This is a genomic window from Actinomycetota bacterium, assembly GCA_035765775.1.
GTDB lineage: Bacteria > Actinomycetota > CADDZG01 > JAHWKV01 > JAOPZY01 > DASTWV01.
In genome coordinates this window covers 1-15,266 of sequence record DASTWV010000012.1, presented here as the reverse complement: position 1 = coordinate 15,266, position 15,266 = coordinate 1, and the positions used below count along the sequence as shown (strand labels likewise).

The window sequence follows — 15,266 nt, the reverse complement described above, 5'->3', positions numbered from 1 at the left end:
GCGCCTGCCGGCAGCCAGCGTCACGAAGAACGTGACCTCACGTCCCCACCACCACGGCCACCGTATCCGGTGGCAGGGACAGGCGCCCCTGCACCAGCGAGATCCCGGGCGCCGACACCAGCGCCAGCCGGCCCTGGCCGGGCACCGGCAGCTCCACCAGCGCGGGCCCGAGGTTCGCCGCCACCTCCACCGCACCCCGGCGCATGCGGATCCAGCGCTCCTCGGCATCGTCCCGGCATGACGCTTCGACGGCGGACAACGGCCCGCCCGCCAGGTCGGGCAGGCTGCGGCGCAGCTCCAGGAGGCTGCGGTGCCACGTCAGCAGCTGGCCGTGCGCCGGCTCGCCCAGCTCGGCCCAGCGCAGCTTGGAGCGCTCGAAGGTGGCCGGGTCCTGCGGGTCGGGGATCTCGTCGGGGGACATACCGGCGAAGGCGGCGAACTCCCGGCGCCGGCCGGAGGAGACCGCGGCGCCCAGCTCGGGGTCCCGGTGGTCGGTGAAGTACTGGAACGGCGTCGAGGCCCCCCACTCCTCGCCCATGAACACCATGGGCACGAAGGGCGAGAGCACCACGAGGGCGGCGGCGATCTTCAGGCGCCCGATGGGCACCAGGGCGGCCAGCCGGTCCCCCACCGCCCGGTTGCCCACCTGGTCGTGGTTCTGCACGAACCCCACGAAGGAGCGCCCCGCCACCCCGTCGAAGGGCCGCCCGTGGCGCCGGCCCCGGAACCGCGAGACACGCCCGTCATACACCGCCCCCCGCTCCAGGCAGGCACAGACGTCGCTCAGCGGCCCGAAGTCCTGGTAGTAGCCCGCCTGCTCGCCGGTGAGGGCGGCGTGCAGGGCGTGGTGGAAGTCCTCGTTCCACACGCCGTCCAAGCCGTAGCCGCCCAGGGCCTCGGGGCGGACGACGCGGGGGTCGTTGAGGTCACTCTCGGCGATCAGCACCAGGGAACGGCCGACCTCGCCCTCCAGGCCCGCCACGGCTCCGGCCATCTCCTCCAGCAGGTGCACCGCGGAGGTGTCGACGATGGCGTGGACCGCGTCGATCCGCAGCCCGTCGGCGTGGTAGTCCCGCAACCACATGAGCACGTTGTCGATGAAGAAGCGCCGGACCTCGTCGCTGCCCGGCCCGTCGAGGTTCACGGCCGAGCCCCAGGGGGTGGCGTACCGGTCGGTGAAGTACGGCCCGAACTGCGCCAGGACGTTGCCCGCGGGCCCGAGGTGGTTGTAGACGACGTCGATCAGCACCGCCAGGCCCGCCCGGTGGCAGGCATCCACCAGGCGCTTCAGTCCTTCGGGGCCCCCGTAGGCGTGGTGCGGGGCGAAGAGGAACACGCCGTCGTAGCCCCAGCCGTGGTCCCCGGAGAACTCCGCCACCGGCATCAGCTCCACCGCCCGGACGCCCAGCGCCACCAGGTGGTCCAGGTGGGCGATGGCGGCCTCGAAGGTCCCCTCGGGCGTGAAGGTGCCGACATGGAGCTCATAGATGGCCCCGCCCGACAGCCACGCCATGGTGGCACCCCGCCAGCCGGCGTCCGTCCAGGTGTGCGCCGAGTGGTCCACCGCCCGGGAGGGGCCGTCGATGCCGTGCGGTTGCCACGGCGAGCGGGGGTCGGCCAGCGGAGGGCCGCCGTCGAGCGCAAAGCGGTACTCGGTCCCCGATCCCGCCCCGGCCGGCACCTCCAGGGCGTACCAGCCCCCCGCGGCGGGCGCCATCGGCACCGGGCGGCCCCCGGCCACGAGCGCCACTCCCTCACGGGCCTGGGGCGCCCAGACGGCGAAGCGGGTCACGATTCCCGGGTCAGCAGCGCCACCGGCAGGTGGGCCCACAGGTCGCCCAGGGCGGCACCCCCTTCGAAGACCCGCCCCGAGATCGCCTCCCGGAACCTGCCCGGCGGCAGGATCAGCGCGGTGCGCCAGGCGGGGCCGGGGCGCAGGCCCCAGCCGTCGCGCCCGCCCAGCACGCCCATGACCAGACGCGGGACGGCGGTCACCACTTCCCCACCCCGGCAGAATGCCACCACGTGGGAAGCCGCTTCCCCCTCGGACGCCAGCGGCTCATAGGACCCCTCGAAGGCAGCCGGGAACCGCCGCCGCACGTCCAGCGCCGCCCTGACCACCGCCAGCTTGGGCAGCCCCGACTCCACCTCGGCCCACAGCCCCCCGGCCGGTACGGACTCCAGGCGCTGCAGCATCCGGACCCGCAGCGGGTAGTCGACCGGGCGCCGGTTGTCGGGGTCCACCAGGCTCAGGTCCCAGAGCTCGGTGCCCTGGTACAGATCGGGGACCCCCGGGGCGGTAAGCAGGACCAGCATCTGCGCCAGGCCGTTCACCCAGCCCGGCCCGCGGACCTGCCCCACGAAGGCTTCCAGCTCCCGGAGGAACCACTCGTCGCGCAGTACTTCGCGTACGAAATGTTCCAGGCCGGCGTCGTACTCGGGGTTGGGATCGGTCCACGACGTGTGCTCCTTGGCCTCCTTCGCCGCCTTCTGCAGGTAGGCCAGCGCCCGGTCCCCGGAGAGCGGCCACGCTCCCACCAGCGTCTGGTAGAGCAGGTACTCGAGGTTGTGGTCGGGCCATACTGCTGCCCCCTGAGGCGACCGGTGGCGGTCGTTGTGCTTCATCCACTCGATGACCGCCCCCGCCCAGGCGTCGGGAATTTCGGAGAGCACGTTGAGCCGGGCGCGCACGTCCGGGCCCCGCTTGGTGTCGTGGGTGGCCAGGGTCAGCATCGCCCGGGGCCACCGCTCGGCAGCCCGCCGGCAGGCACGATGGAACGACGCCACGTCGCCGCCGAAGTGTTCCGGGGACCCGCCCACCTCATTCAGGGACACCAGCCGGTGGTAGCGGTAGAACGCGGTGTCCTCGACGCCCTTGGCCATCACCGCCGCCGAGATCTGCTGCAGGCGCATGACCAGCTCGGTCTCCTGCGGGCCGCGCAGGACCAGCGTCAGGACCGCGGTGAGGAACTCGAACAGCTCGGGGTCGAGGTCGCTGCGCCGGGCCCGGGCGCGCTCGGCGGCGGCCAGGACCACCGACCGGTCCTCGGGTGCCAGCCGGTCCCGGTCGGCATCGACGTAGGTGCGGTAGACCGGCAGGCAGGCGAGGAACTCCCGCAGCGCCTCGTGTAGCTCGTGGCGGGTGTAGTCCCGGTAGCGCCGGTGGCGCTCGCACACCTGCACCATGAGCTCGGTCAGGCGGTTGATGTCGCTGGCCAGCACGCTCGACATGGCGTCGTGCTTCGAGGCGAGGGCGACCTCACCGAAGTCGCGCACCTCGCCGCTGAACTCCAGGTACAGGTCGCTCAGCGCCGGCTCGCCCGCCGGGTCGACGAACAGGCCGTTGACCCGGTTGAGGAACTCGTAGCCGGTGGTGCCGTCGGCCGGCCAGGAGGCCCGCAGGGCCTCCTCGCCCTCCGGGGTCTGCTCCAGGATCTTCTCGACCACGATCCAGCCCGCAGGCGCCTTCTCCCGCAGGCGCCCGAGGTACCCCTCAGGATCCCGCAGACCGTCCGGGTGGTCCACGCGCACACCGTCCAGCCGGCCCTCATCCAGCCACCGGCCGATGAGGGCGTGGGTGGCGGCGAAGACCTCCTCCCGCTCCATGTTGAGCCCCACCAGGGTGTTGATGTCGAAGAAGCGCCGGTAGGGCAGGTCCCGGCCGGCGGTACGCCAGTAGGCCAGGCGGTAGTTCTGCCGCTCCAGGAAGACATCGAGGGTGTCGGGGTCGGCGTTCAAGAGCGCCAGGGCGGCGTCCACCGCGGCCGCCACGGCGGGCCGGTCGTCCAGCAGCCGGGCCAGCGACCCCAGCAGGACCTCGGCGTCCCGGGACCGCTCGCGCACGGCCTCCGGGTCGGTAGCGGTGCCCGGCGGCAGGCGACCCAGGGCCGCGGCGATGCTCTCCAGCTCCCCGGAGCCTGAGGTGATCGCCGCCAGCAGCAGGAGCAGGTCCAGCGACTCGGGGGTCACCGGCAGCGGGTGGCCCGGGCAGTGCACCTGGAACACCGCGCCGGTGCGGACCACGGAGATCTTGCCGGCCTCCAGCACGCGCCCGTAGTGGCTTTCGAGGATGGGCAGCAGCACCTTGTTGTGCAGCCGGGTCTCGGGGCCGTGCCAGTCGATGTCGAACCAGCAGGCGTACCGGCTGGCGGGGCCGTTCTCCAGGACATCCCACCACCAGGCGTTCTCCGGCCCGGTGGCCATGTGGTTCGGGACGATGTCGATGACCATCCCCATCCCGCTCCCGGCCACGGCGCCTTCCAGGCCGGCCAGCCCGGCGGAGCCCCCCAACTCCTCCGAGACCCAGCCGTAGTCGACGACGTCGTAGCCGTGGGTGCTCCCCGGAGCGGCCTGCAGGAGGGGCGAGGTGTAGACATGGGACACCCCGAGCTCAGCCAGGTACGAGACGACTGCGGCGGCGTCCTCGAAGCCGAATTCGGGCCGGAGCTGTAGCCGGTACGTCGCCCGCAGGTGCGTCATGCAGGAGCACCCCGCAGCACCACCATGCTGCGCCCGGCCACCTTGCGCTCCCCGCTCACGGCGTCCCACTCGTCATCCATGCCCCCGAGAGGCAGGGCGGTGTCCAGCACCGGCGTCCACTCCCCCTCGGGCAGGGTGAACGACAGCGGCTCGTAGTGGCCGTTGACCAGCAGGAAGAACGTATCGTCGTGCACCCGCTCGCCGCGCGCGTCGGGCTCGGAGATCCCCTCGCCGTCCAGTCGGAGGGCCACCGAGGACGCCCAGGACGCGTTCCAGTCGTCGTCGGACATCTCGATGCCGTCGGGGCGGTACCACACGATGTCCCGGACGGCGCTGCCGTGGATCGGCCGGCCCTGGAACCAGCGCCGGCGGTGGAAGACCGGGTGCTGCGCCCGCAGCGCGATCACCCGGCGGGTGAACTCCTCCAGCTCGGTGTTGGCGGCCTCCCCGGCCGCCTCCCAGTCGTACCAGGAGATGTCGTCGTCCTGGCAGTAGGCGTTGTTGTTGCCATCCTGGGTCCGCCCGATCTCATCGCCGCCCAGCACCATGGGGATGCCCTGGGAGAGCAGCAGCGTCGCCAGGAAGTTGCGCTGCTGGCGGGCGCGCAGCTCCAGGACCTCGGGGTCGTCGGTCGGACCCTCCACCCCGCAGTTCCAGGACCGGTTGTCGTCCGAGCCATCCTGGTTGTCCTCCTGGTTGGCCATGTTGTGCTTCTCGTTGTAGGAGACCAGGTCCGCCAGCGTGAAGCCGTCGTGGGCGGTGACGAAGTTGACGCTGGCGTACGGCCGCCGGCCCTCGCCCTCGTACAGGTCGGAGCTGCCGGTCAGCCGGTTGGCGAACTCACCCAGGGACTGCGGCTGGGCCCGCCAGAAATCCCGCATGCAGTCACGGTACTGGCCGTTCCACTCCGACCACAATGTCGGGAAGTTGCCTACCTGGTAGCCGCCCTCCCCCACGTCCCACGGCTCGGCGATCAGCTTGACCTGGCTGATGACCGGGTCCTGCTGGATCAGGTCGAAGAACGCCGACAGGCGGTCCACGTCGTGCAGCTCCCGGGCCAGGGTCGCCGCCAGGTCGAAGCGGAACCCGTCGACGTGCATCTCCAGCACCCAGTAGCGCAGGCTGTCCATGATCAGCTGCAGCACGGAGGGATGGCGCATGTTCAAGCTGTTGCCGGTGCCGGTGTAGTCCATGCAGTACCGGCGGTTGTCGGCGACCAGGCGGTAGTAGGCGGCGTTGTCGATCCCCCGGAACGACAGCATCGGCCCCAGGTGGTTGCCCTCGGCGGTGTGGTTGTAGACCACGTCGAGGATCACCTCGAGGCCTGCCTCGTGCAGCGTCTTGACCATGAACTTGAACTCCTGGACCTGCTCGCCGTCGTGCGGGCCGGCGCAGTACTCGTTGTGCGGGGCCAGGTACCCGATCGAGTTGTACCCCCAGTAGTTCCGCAGTCCCTGCGCCACCAGGCGGTGGTCGTGGATGAACTGGTGCACCGGCATCAGCTCCACCGCGGTGACACCCAGGCGGGTGAGGTAGTCGATGATCACCGGCGAGGCCAGCCCGGCATAGGTCCCCCGCTGCTCGGGCGGCACGTCCGGATGGCGCATCGTCAGGCCCTTCACGTGGGTCTCGTAGACCACCGTCTCGTGCAGCGGGCGGTTCGGGCGCCGGTCGGTGGACCAGTCGAAGAACGGGTTGATCACCACGCTCTTGGGCACGAAGGGTGCCGAATCGGACTCCTCGGCGACGTCGTCGCGGTCGTCGCCCGGCCCCCAGCGGTAGGGGAAGACGGCCTGGCACCACTCAACCGAACCCTCGACCGCCTTGGCGTAGGGGTCGAGCAGGAGCTTGGCGGGGTTGCATCGCAGGCCCTCAGCCGGGAAGTAGGGCCCGTGGACCCGGTAGCCGTAGCGCTGGCCGGGCCGCACCGCCGGCAGGTAGCCGTGGCGCCAGGAGCCGGTGCGCTCGGGGAGGACCACGCACGTCTCGGCGCCCTCCTCGTCGAAGAGACACAGCTCGACTTTCTCGGCGACCTCGGAGAACAACGAGAAATTGGTCCCGGCCCCGTCAAAGGAGGCGCCGAGGGGCAGGGGCTGCCCGGGCCACACCTGGATGTCAGGCCGGTTGGTGTCGGTCAACTGCGTCCTCCCATCGTTTCTTCGGCGCGCCGGGCGGGCCCCCCGTCAGGCGGCCGCCCTTGTCATACCCGCCTTCACGCCGAACGCACCTGCATTTCACAGAGCTTTCACCGTACCCGCCGTATCCGCCGAGGTGCTCTGGGCGCTTCCTCGTATGGAAGCACCGAGCTTCCCGCGAAAGGAGTGGCACATGGCCAAGACCGGAAGCTGGATCTGGAGGGCCGGCGTGCTGGTGGGCGCCGCCGTGCTGTCAGCCGGGTGCACTGCAGGCACCCGGGCGGCCAACACCACCCCTCCGGCACCGGCGAGGGCCGACTCCGGAGCCACCCCGGCGGCGGGCGCGCCGACCGCGGTGCCGGCAGTACCTCCCCCGTCCCCGGCCGCGGGCGCAGGCAGCGGGGCGGCGGGAGCGCAGTCCAGCCCCGACAGCACCACCCAGGACCAGACCGCCGAGACCCAGGACGACGCGGCGATCGCCCAGGACCTGGCGCAGCTCAACACCGAGCTCTCCACCGCCGACCAGGCCAGCGGCCAGGGCGAGAACGACGTCCCCTCCAACTAACCCACCACCAGCCCCCAACCAGCAACGAGAGGAGATCTGCGATGGGCACCACCTTCGTCAGGCGCTTCGGCGTCATGGCCGTCGCCGGCGGTCTGTTGATCGGTTTCGCCGGCCCGGCGTTCGCCAGCGGTGCCACCGGTACCAGCTCCACCCCGACCACCTCCACGGTGGTCCCGGGCACCGCCGGCACCACCCTGAACACCCTGAAGCAGCGCTGCGAGACCGCGGTCAACAACCGCCTCGCCAGCATCACCACGGCCACCGCGGTGGTGAAGGACAACCAGTACCTGACCGGCTCGGACCGCTCCAAGCTGCAGGGCCAGATCGCGGCTGAGCAGACCGGGCTGAGCGCCCTGGGCGAGAAGATCGCCGGGGACAGCGACCTCGCCACGCTGCGGGCCGACTGCAAGAGCATCGTGGCGCAGTTCCACTGGTACATCATCCAGGAGCCCAAGATCCACCTGACCATCGCCGCCGACACCGCTGCCCACGCCGTCGCGAGGCTCCAGGACCTGTCCTCCCGGCTGCAGGCCGACATCGACCGGGCGAAGGCCAAGGGCAAGGACGTCACCCAGGCCCAGGCGGACGAGGGCGCCCTCAACGCCGCCATCACCGCCGGGCTCAACGCCGCCGCCCCGGTGCCCGCCATGGTGCTCCCGTTGGCGGACAACAACTGGGCCGCCGCCCAGCCGGTGCTCACCCAGGCCCGCACCGACATGGGCCAGGCGCGCAGCGACTTCGTCACCGCCCGGACCGGCGCCCAGAAGGTCAGGGCCGACCTGAAGGCGCTGTAGCCCTCCCGGCGATGCCGTCCCGCCGGCAGGTGTGGGAAGGTGCCTGCCATGCTCGCCGCCCTCGCCGCCTCCTCCAGCGCCGGCGACCCGCTGTCCGGCCTCCGGCTCGGGGACCATCCCAACCCGGACCCGCCGCCCGGCTGGGTCACGGTGCGGGTGCTGTCCGCCTCCCTCAACCACCACGACCTCTGGACCCTGCGGGGGGTGGGCGTCGACCCCGGCCGGCTCCCCGTCGTGCTGGGGTGCGACGCCGCCGGGCTCGGGCCCGACGGGGCACCCGTGGTGGTGCACGCGGTGATCGCCACCCCGGCGCCCGGCGGCTCCCCGGACGAGACACTCGCCCCCGACTTCTCCCTGCTGTCCGAGCGCCACGATGGCACCCTGGCCCAGTGGGTGGCCGTCCCGGCCCGCAACCTGCTGCCCAAGCCTGAGGGCCTGAGCTTCGACGAGGCCGCCTGCCTGCCCACCTGCTACCTCACCGCCTACCGGGCGCTGTTCGTGAAGGCGGGGCTGCGCCCCGGCGACCGGGTCCTGATCCAGGGGGCGGGGGGCGGCGTGGCCACCGCCGCCATCGTGCTCGGCCGGGCCGCCGGGCTCACCGTGTGGGTCACCAGCCCCACGCCCGAGCGGGCCGGGCGGGCCGTGCAGATCGGTGCCCACCACTCCTTCGAGAGCGGCGCCCGGCTGCCCGACCGGGTGCACGCCGTGCTGGATTCGGTCGGCGAAGCGACGTGGGAGCACTCGCTAAAGGCGCTCCTGCCCGGTGGCACGCTGGTGTCCATCGGTGCCACCAGTGGCCCGGACCCGCCCGCCGACCTCCGGCGGATCTTCTACCGCCAGCTGCGGGTGGTCGGCTCCACAATGGGCTCGTCGGGCGAGCTGGCGGCCCTGCTCTCCTTCCTGGCGGCCACCGGCGTCCGGCCGGTCATCGACTCGGTCCTGCCGCTGGCCGAAGCCCACACCGGCCTCGCCCGGCTACTGGCCGGTGACGTCTTCGGGAAGATCGTCATGCGGGTGGCCGAGCCGCCTCCGGCCTGAGCCGGGACGGTGCAGCCGATGCCCCCCGCCCTCTTGTATAGTCAGCGTGTCTTAGGGAGACCAACGGGCAAGCGGACGCGGCACATGGGGGCTCTGGACCGGAAACACGGCCGGGCGTGTCGTAGTACTCGACGAGGGGGGAGGTGAGCACTGGATGGCGTCAATGGTGTATGGCAACCTCGCGCACAATTACTGGTTCATCATCCTGGTAGTCGTCGCAGTCATCGCGACCATCGGGCTGACGTTCAAGAGCAAGGACCAGTAACAGCACGCGGACAACTCTTCGTGCGGCCGTAACGTTCCCCATCGTGCCTGAAGGGGCGCTTTTCCCCGTGCGCAGTCCGCCTCGTCGCTCGCTCGTTGGTGGGGCCGTGCGCCGGCCGCAACAGGTGCAGCAGGCCCCACCCGGCGGGTGTTCCCCGTGACCGAGACGCTCGGTCTGTTCCCTCTCGGCACCGTCCTGGTGCCCGGCGAGCGCCTCCCGCTCCATATCTTCGAGCCCCGCTACCGCGAGCTCATCGGCGAGTGCCTCGAGCGCTCGCAACCCTTCGGCTTCATCCGCAGCCATGGCGACCAGATCGGCCCCGTGGGCACCCGGGCCGCCGTCACCGAGGTGCTGACCCGCCACCCCGACGGCACCTTCGACATCGTGGTGGCCGGCGGCCGCCGGTTCCACCTGGTCGAGCTCACCGCCGGGCGCTCGTTCATCACCGGGCGGGTGGAGGACTTCGAGGACCTCCCCGACCCGGCGACCCCGGACGAGGCCGCCCGCTGCCGGCAGGCATTCGACCGCCTCCTGGTGCAGATCGGCGCCGACCCCGCCGCGTCGCCGCTGCCCTCGGACGACGAGGCCCTCGCCTTCGCCATCGCCGCCGTGGTCGAGCTACCGCCCGCCCTCAAGCAGGAGCTGCTGGCAAGCCGCTCGGAGCGCGACCGGGTCCGCCTTCTCACCGAGGCCCTCACCGGCCCGGTGACCGAGGATCTGCGGGGCCGGGAGATCGCCCGCCGGGCGGCGGCGAACGGGCATGTGACGAAGGACTGAGCGGGGCCGTCAGGTGGAGCTGGCCAGGGATCCGGTATTCGCCCTCTTCCCTCCTTTGCCCATGACTGACCGCACAATGCGCGGTGAAACGTGCACCAGGCCGGCGAACTGGACCTGGCGGTGGCCCGAACCTACCCGAACCTAGGGGCTACCCGCTCGAAACAGCGACGGCTCAGAATCCGTGCCTTGAGTTGCACGATGCACTCAGGTTCGGGGCCCGCCATCGATCCGGTGGAGTCGACCCAGCCCAGTCGGTAAGGTGAGGGCGATGCCGACGCCCGAGCGCCTCCAGCACATCGCCCGCCGGACCACCGTTGGCCTCGTCGCCGGGGCGGGGGCGGGCGCCCTCGGATTCCTCGGGGCCGCCTGGTACTTCTCCAGCGAGCTTCTCGACCCGGCCCGGGCAGGCGACCCCTACGGGCTGAAGGTCCTGGCCCTCGACCCGTACTGCGTCACGCTGCCCGCCACCGAGGCGACCACGGAGGCCGGGGCGGCCACGCTGCAATGGCTGGGTGGCTACGGCCAACTCGGGCCGGTGGTGGCAGAGACCTCGCTGGGCGCCCGCCGGGCGCTCACCGCCCGCTGCGGGGTCGAGCTCACCGTGGGTACCCGGACCCGCATCAAACGCCATGCCGTGGAGGGCACCCCGGCCACCGCCTACGGGCTCACCTACGAGGAGGTGGAGGTCCCCGGCGTGCTCGGCCCGATGGCTGCCTGGCTGGTGCCCGCCGGCTCGGACGGGGAGCCGGACGGCCCGCCACTCTGGACGGTGGCGGTCCACGGCCGGGGCCACGGGCGGGTCGCCATGCTGCGCATGCTGCCCGAGCTGCACGCCGCCGGTGCCACCACGCTGATCACCACCTACCGCAACGACGTCGGCGCCCCGGCGTCACCCGATGGCCTCTACCACCTGGGCGACACCGAGTGGGAGGACCTGGAAGCTGCGGTGCGCTACGCCCGCCGCCACGGTGCCGAACGGGTCGTCCTGGTGGCCGATTCGATGGGCGGGGCCATCGCCTTCCAGTTCCTGCGTCGCTCCTCGCTGGCCGGGCTCATCGCCGGCCTGGTCCTGGACTCACCCGTGCTGGACTGGCACGAGACCCTGGTCCTAGCCGCCGCCCAGCGCCACCTGCCGCCCGCCCTCACCGTCGCCGCCAAGCGGCTGGCACGCCTGCGGGTGGGGGTGGACTGGGACCTGTTCGACCAGGTGCGCCTGGCGGACCACCTCGGCGTTCCGGCGCTGCTGATCCATGGCGAAGCCGACGCCACCGTCCCCGTCGGCCCCTCCGACCGGCTGGCCGCCGCCCGCAGCGATCTCGTCACCTATGTCCGCACCGCGGGCGACCACCTCGACTCCTGGGTGGTGGACCGGGCCCGGTGCGCCGCCGCCCTCAGCGCCTTCCTGGCCTCACCCGCCCTGGCCGGGTCGAGGCGGGCCGGCGACCGGCGGGAGCCAGGTGAGGGCGTTGTTCTGCCAGAGGTACCGCAAGGCCCCGAGGAGGCGCCGGACTTCGACTGACCGGCCGAGGTGCTCCCGCAGGTCGGCCACCGAGTGGCTGCCGTCGGCCAGCGCCAGGATCTGGCCGATGACCGGGTCGTCGGGGTGCGGGGCCAGCAGGTAGGGCGACTGCCCTGCGGCCACCGGGCGGCCGGGCACCGGCTGCGGGCTGGCCTCAAAGTTGTCCCGGCTGCGCAGCGCCATCGCAGTGCGCGACCAGGCCGCGATCCGCAGCGGCCGGATCGGGCCGAGCACCTCGGGCGTCGCCTCCTCGGGCGGCATCTGCACGAAGCGGGCCATGGCCATCGGCAGCGGCAGCCCGGCGCCCAGCTCGGGGCCGGGGGGCACGCCGGCGGCGTCCCGCACCGCCAGCACCGCGGTGCGCATCGACACCCGCACGCCCGAGTGGGCGCCGCCGATGTGCAGCCCCCCACCGGCCAGGCGGATGCCGCCCACCCCGCCGATGAGCTTCGTACGGAAGTCCGGCCAGGCTGCCAGGGCGGCGGCGATGGCCTCCTGCAGGGGGCGGCCGTGACGGATCATGGTGTCCGGGGTCGGCGAGGCCCGCACCTGCTCGACCTCTTCGGGGGTCAGCACGCCGGCCTTCGTGAGCATCTCCTGCACGGCGGGGTCCACCTCGTGGCCCAGGCACAGGACGAGGCACTCGCACGGCACGCGGCGCAGCGCGGCATCGATCCCCCACCGGAACTCCAGGCCGCGCTCACCGAGGCGGAGCTCGGCGGCGTGCTCCACCACCTCGGAGCCGGTCACGGCGAGCAGGGTCTCGAAGTGCGGCGTGCGGAACGCCGCCGGCAGGCGGTGGCGGGACACGATGGTGACGCGCTGGCCGTGCAGCATCACCGCCGTGGCGTGCTCGAAGGCGGAGAGGCCGCCCCCCACCACCACCGTCTCCCGGCCCGCCACCTCGACCCCGTCGTGCAGGGCGGTGATCACCCGCACCCCGGCGTCCGGGTTCACCAGCCCCGGGGGGGGCGGCCGGCTGCGGTACCAGGTGGTGACCACCACGTGGCGGGCCTGCCAGGTGCCCGACGGAGTCTCCACCAGCACCCACTCGCCCGGGCCCGGGGCCGGCGTCAGGGAGCGCACCGGCTCGCCCTCCCGGATGTCCAGGGCACCGTAGTTCACCACCCGCCCCAGGTAGTGCAACACGTCCTCCCGGGTGAGCTGGTTGGGGTCCCGGCAGTCCAGCGGAAGGCCGGCCACCTCGTAGTCGGTGGGGCGGGAGATGAGCACCAGGCCACTCAGGTAGTCCCGGATCGACGCCGCCGGGCTGCTCCCGGCCTCCAGGCCCACGGCGGAGAGCCCCAGCCGGCGGGCCTCGAACAGGGCCGCGATGCCGGTGGGGCCGGCCCCCACCACGATGACGTCGGCCTCCCGCGCCGCCGCAGCGTCCAGCACCGGGTTCCTTTCTGCCAGCGCTACGATGGTGACTCAGGCCCGCGCCCGCCCGCGCGCAGGCCGTAGACGGCCGCCGGCGAACCCTCCGGCGGCGCCGAGTGGACTACCCTGCAGGGATCACCGCGTCACCTGGCCTGCGTGCCACCAATCTACCGTCAACGCCAGCCCAAGCCGCAACAGGAGGTCGTGCCCCGTGGCCGATGCACCGCAAGCGACAGCAACCGCCGCACCGCATCTCGGCGAGCCCTACCCGGAGCAGGTCACACCCTATGTCATCTGCAACCGGGTCCTGCCGGAGCGGCCGATCGAGTCGCTGGACGAGTACATCTCCCTGGGTGGCGGCGACGCCCTGGAGATCGCGCTGGCGGTGCCGCAGGCGGAGATCATCGACATGGTGCGCCGCTCCGGGCTCCGGGGCCGGGGCGGTGCCGGGTTCCCCACCGGGGTCAAGTGGGGGTCGATGCGGGCGGACCCCGCCACCACCAAGTACCTGTGCTGCAACGGCGCCGAGGGCGAGCCGGCCACCTGGAAGGACCGCCTCCTCATGGCCCGCAACCCGTACCAGATCTTCGAGGGCGTGGCCATCGGTGCCTATGCCACCGGGGCCAGCGCCGCCTTCGTCGCCCTGAAGCGCCGGTTCCACCCGCAGGTCAAAGCCATGGAGCGGGCCCTGAAGGAGATGAAGGAAGCCGACATGCTGGGCTCGGTGCCCATCGAGCTGCGCCTCGGACCGGACGAGTACCTCTTCGGTGAGGAGCGGGGCCTGCTGGAGGTCATCGAGAACCGCGACCCGATGCCCCGCATCCTGCCCACGTACATGCAGGGCATCCTGGCCGACCCCGAGCACCCCTACCCGGCGCTGGTCAACAACGTCGAGACCTTCTCCAACATCCCCGGCATCCTGCGCAACGGCCCGGAGTGGTTCCGCTCGCTGGGCACCGACCGCTCGCCCGGCACCATGATCTTCACCATGGTGGGCGACCTCGTGCGCCCGGGCGTGTACGAACTGCCGCTCGGCATCTCCACTCACGACCTGCTCTACGACGTGTGCGGCGGCCCCCTGCCCGGCCGGGAGTTCAAGGCCCTGGTGCCCGGCGTCTCCAACCCGGTGCTCGTGCCCTCGTTCTTCGACACCCCGATGGACTACGACTCGATCGCCGCCGTCGGCTCCGGCCTGGGTTCGGGGAGCTGGATGGTCTACGACGACACCGCCTGCATGATGAAGGCGGCGGTGCTGTTCTCCAACTTCCTGCACGTCGAGTCCTGCGGCCAGTGTGTGCCCTGCAAGACCCAGTCCCTCCTGATCACCGAGCGGCTGCGGGCCCTCGAGGCCGGCACCGGGACCCAGGGCCTCGTGCGGGAGGCGCTGGCGGCGTGCAACCGGGTGACCGACGGCAACCGCTGCTACGTGCCTCAGGCCGAGTCGGTGGTGGTGCAAAGCATTCTGCGCATCTTCGTCGGGGAGGTCGAGGCCCACATCGAGTACGGGGGCTGCCCGTTCACCCGGGAGCTCCAGATCCCGAAGCTGGTGGACTTCAACGAGGCAACCGGCGAGTTCACCTTCGACGACCACTACTCGCACAAGCGCTCCGACTGGACCTACGACGACCAGCCGATCATCCCGTAGATCTGCGGTGGGCCCCAGACCAGCGGTCTCCCACGGGCCAGTCGGGACAACAAGGCCCTCGAACTGGGTACTCCTACATACGTAGCGTCCACAGGCAGCCCTAGAGAGGGAGCGGGCCATGACGGAACAGACGCAGGCCGAAGGCCGTACCGACGACGTCGCGGACGAGCAGGATCTGGCGGAAAGCGCTGCGGGGGGCCAAACCCAGGCGGAGCCGGCTGCCGAGGACTCCGTGCAGGCCGCTTCGGGGGCCGATGCCGAAGCTGTCCCGTCAGTGAACCTCGACGTCGCCGAGCAGCAGGTCGCCGAGTGGCGGCGGGAAGACGCGGCCCTCCTGGGCGAAGCCCCGGAGATGTCACCATCGTCGCGGGAAACGCCTCCGCCGACAACGGCCGTCGAGGCGGACGTCGCAAGCATGCGGGAGGAAACCGAGGAGCTGCTGGGCGAGCCCCTGGAGGCCTCTGCCCTGCCCACGGCCAACGAAGCGGAGCTCTGAGCCTCGAAACCGGGCCGCCGCCCACATCGTTCGGGGGACATTTGAGGATATGAGGGTCGGGCCTCGACCCCCTGCTCAGGGAGCTTCGTAGGCTCCACGGTTGTACGCAGCTCGAGCTCGGGGGAGGAGGCCCAGATGAAGGTTTACACCGGCATCGATGTCCACCGCTACCG

General features: G+C 71.9%; 11 protein-coding genes. 7 read left to right on the top strand and 4 right to left on the bottom strand.

Going from position 1 to position 15,266, the window contains the following annotated elements:
• Positions 1-37: 37 nt before the first annotated feature.
• From treZ to glgX, 3 genes are read right to left on the bottom strand one after another with little or no spacing between them, the layout of a single operon-like run.
• Complete coding sequence (gene treZ / locus VFW71_02245) at positions 38-1,792, bottom strand: malto-oligosyltrehalose trehalohydrolase (protein HEU5001584.1); 1,755 nt, start codon at positions 1,790-1,792, stop codon at positions 38-40.
• Positions 1,789-4,479 carry a malto-oligosyltrehalose synthase gene (gene treY / locus VFW71_02240; GenBank protein HEU5001583.1) on the bottom strand — a complete coding sequence of 897 codons (2,691 nt, stop codon included), beginning with the start codon at positions 4,477-4,479 and terminating at the stop codon, positions 1,789-1,791. Before treY ends, treZ begins: the two co-directional genes overlap by 4 nt.
• Positions 4,476-6,617, bottom strand: a complete 2,142-nt coding sequence (gene glgX, locus VFW71_02235; GenBank protein HEU5001582.1) for a glycogen debranching protein GlgX — start codon at positions 6,615-6,617, stop codon at positions 4,476-4,478. Before glgX ends, treY begins: the two co-directional genes overlap by 4 nt.
• A 190-nt stretch (positions 6,618-6,807) precedes the next feature.
• Between glgX and VFW71_02230 the strand changes: the two genes are divergently transcribed.
• The 5 genes from VFW71_02230 to VFW71_02210 all read left to right on the top strand — a co-directional run bounded on the left by VFW71_02230 (position 6,808) and on the right by VFW71_02210 (position 11,572).
• Positions 6,808-7,179 (top strand): hypothetical protein, encoded by a 372-nt coding sequence (locus tag VFW71_02230; protein ID HEU5001581.1) that lies wholly within the window; start codon positions 6,808-6,810, stop codon positions 7,177-7,179.
• Between the two features lie 41 nt (positions 7,180-7,220).
• Positions 7,221-7,973, top strand: a complete 753-nt coding sequence (locus VFW71_02225) for a hypothetical protein (GenBank protein ID HEU5001580.1) — start codon at positions 7,221-7,223, stop codon at positions 7,971-7,973.
• 48 nt (positions 7,974-8,021) lie between these two features.
• A complete protein-coding gene (locus tag VFW71_02220) occupies positions 8,022-9,011 on the top strand; it encodes a zinc-binding dehydrogenase (GenBank protein HEU5001579.1) in 990 nt (329 codons plus the stop codon).
• Positions 9,012-9,432: 421 nt separating this feature from the next.
• Positions 9,433-10,053 (top strand): LON peptidase substrate-binding domain-containing protein, encoded by a 621-nt coding sequence (locus tag VFW71_02215; protein HEU5001578.1) that lies wholly within the window; start codon positions 9,433-9,435, stop codon positions 10,051-10,053.
• Between the two features lie 268 nt (positions 10,054-10,321).
• On the top strand, positions 10,322-11,572 hold the full coding sequence (locus tag VFW71_02210) for an alpha/beta hydrolase (protein ID HEU5001577.1): 1,251 nt from the start codon (positions 10,322-10,324) through the stop codon (positions 11,570-11,572).
• Here VFW71_02210 and VFW71_02205 read toward each other — a convergent pair.
• The gene (locus tag VFW71_02205) at positions 11,462-12,970 is read right to left on the bottom strand and encodes an NAD(P)-binding domain-containing protein (GenBank protein HEU5001576.1); all 1,509 of its coding nucleotides are present in this window, start codon (positions 12,968-12,970) and stop codon (positions 11,462-11,464) included. The two genes, VFW71_02210 and VFW71_02205, sit on opposite strands and share 111 nt — an antisense overlap.
• Before the next feature lie 193 nt (positions 12,971-13,163).
• Here VFW71_02205 and VFW71_02200 point away from each other — a divergent pair, with 193 nt between their 5' ends.
• Both VFW71_02200 and VFW71_02195 read left to right on the top strand, forming a co-directional pair.
• Positions 13,164-14,597, top strand: coding sequence for an NADH-ubiquinone oxidoreductase-F iron-sulfur binding region domain-containing protein (locus VFW71_02200; GenBank protein HEU5001575.1), 1,434 nt, complete (start codon positions 13,164-13,166; stop codon positions 14,595-14,597).
• A gap of 118 nt (positions 14,598-14,715) precedes the next feature.
• Complete coding sequence (locus VFW71_02195; GenBank protein HEU5001574.1) at positions 14,716-15,093, top strand: hypothetical protein; 378 nt, start codon at positions 14,716-14,718, stop codon at positions 15,091-15,093.
• Positions 15,094-15,266: the final 173 nt, after the last annotated feature.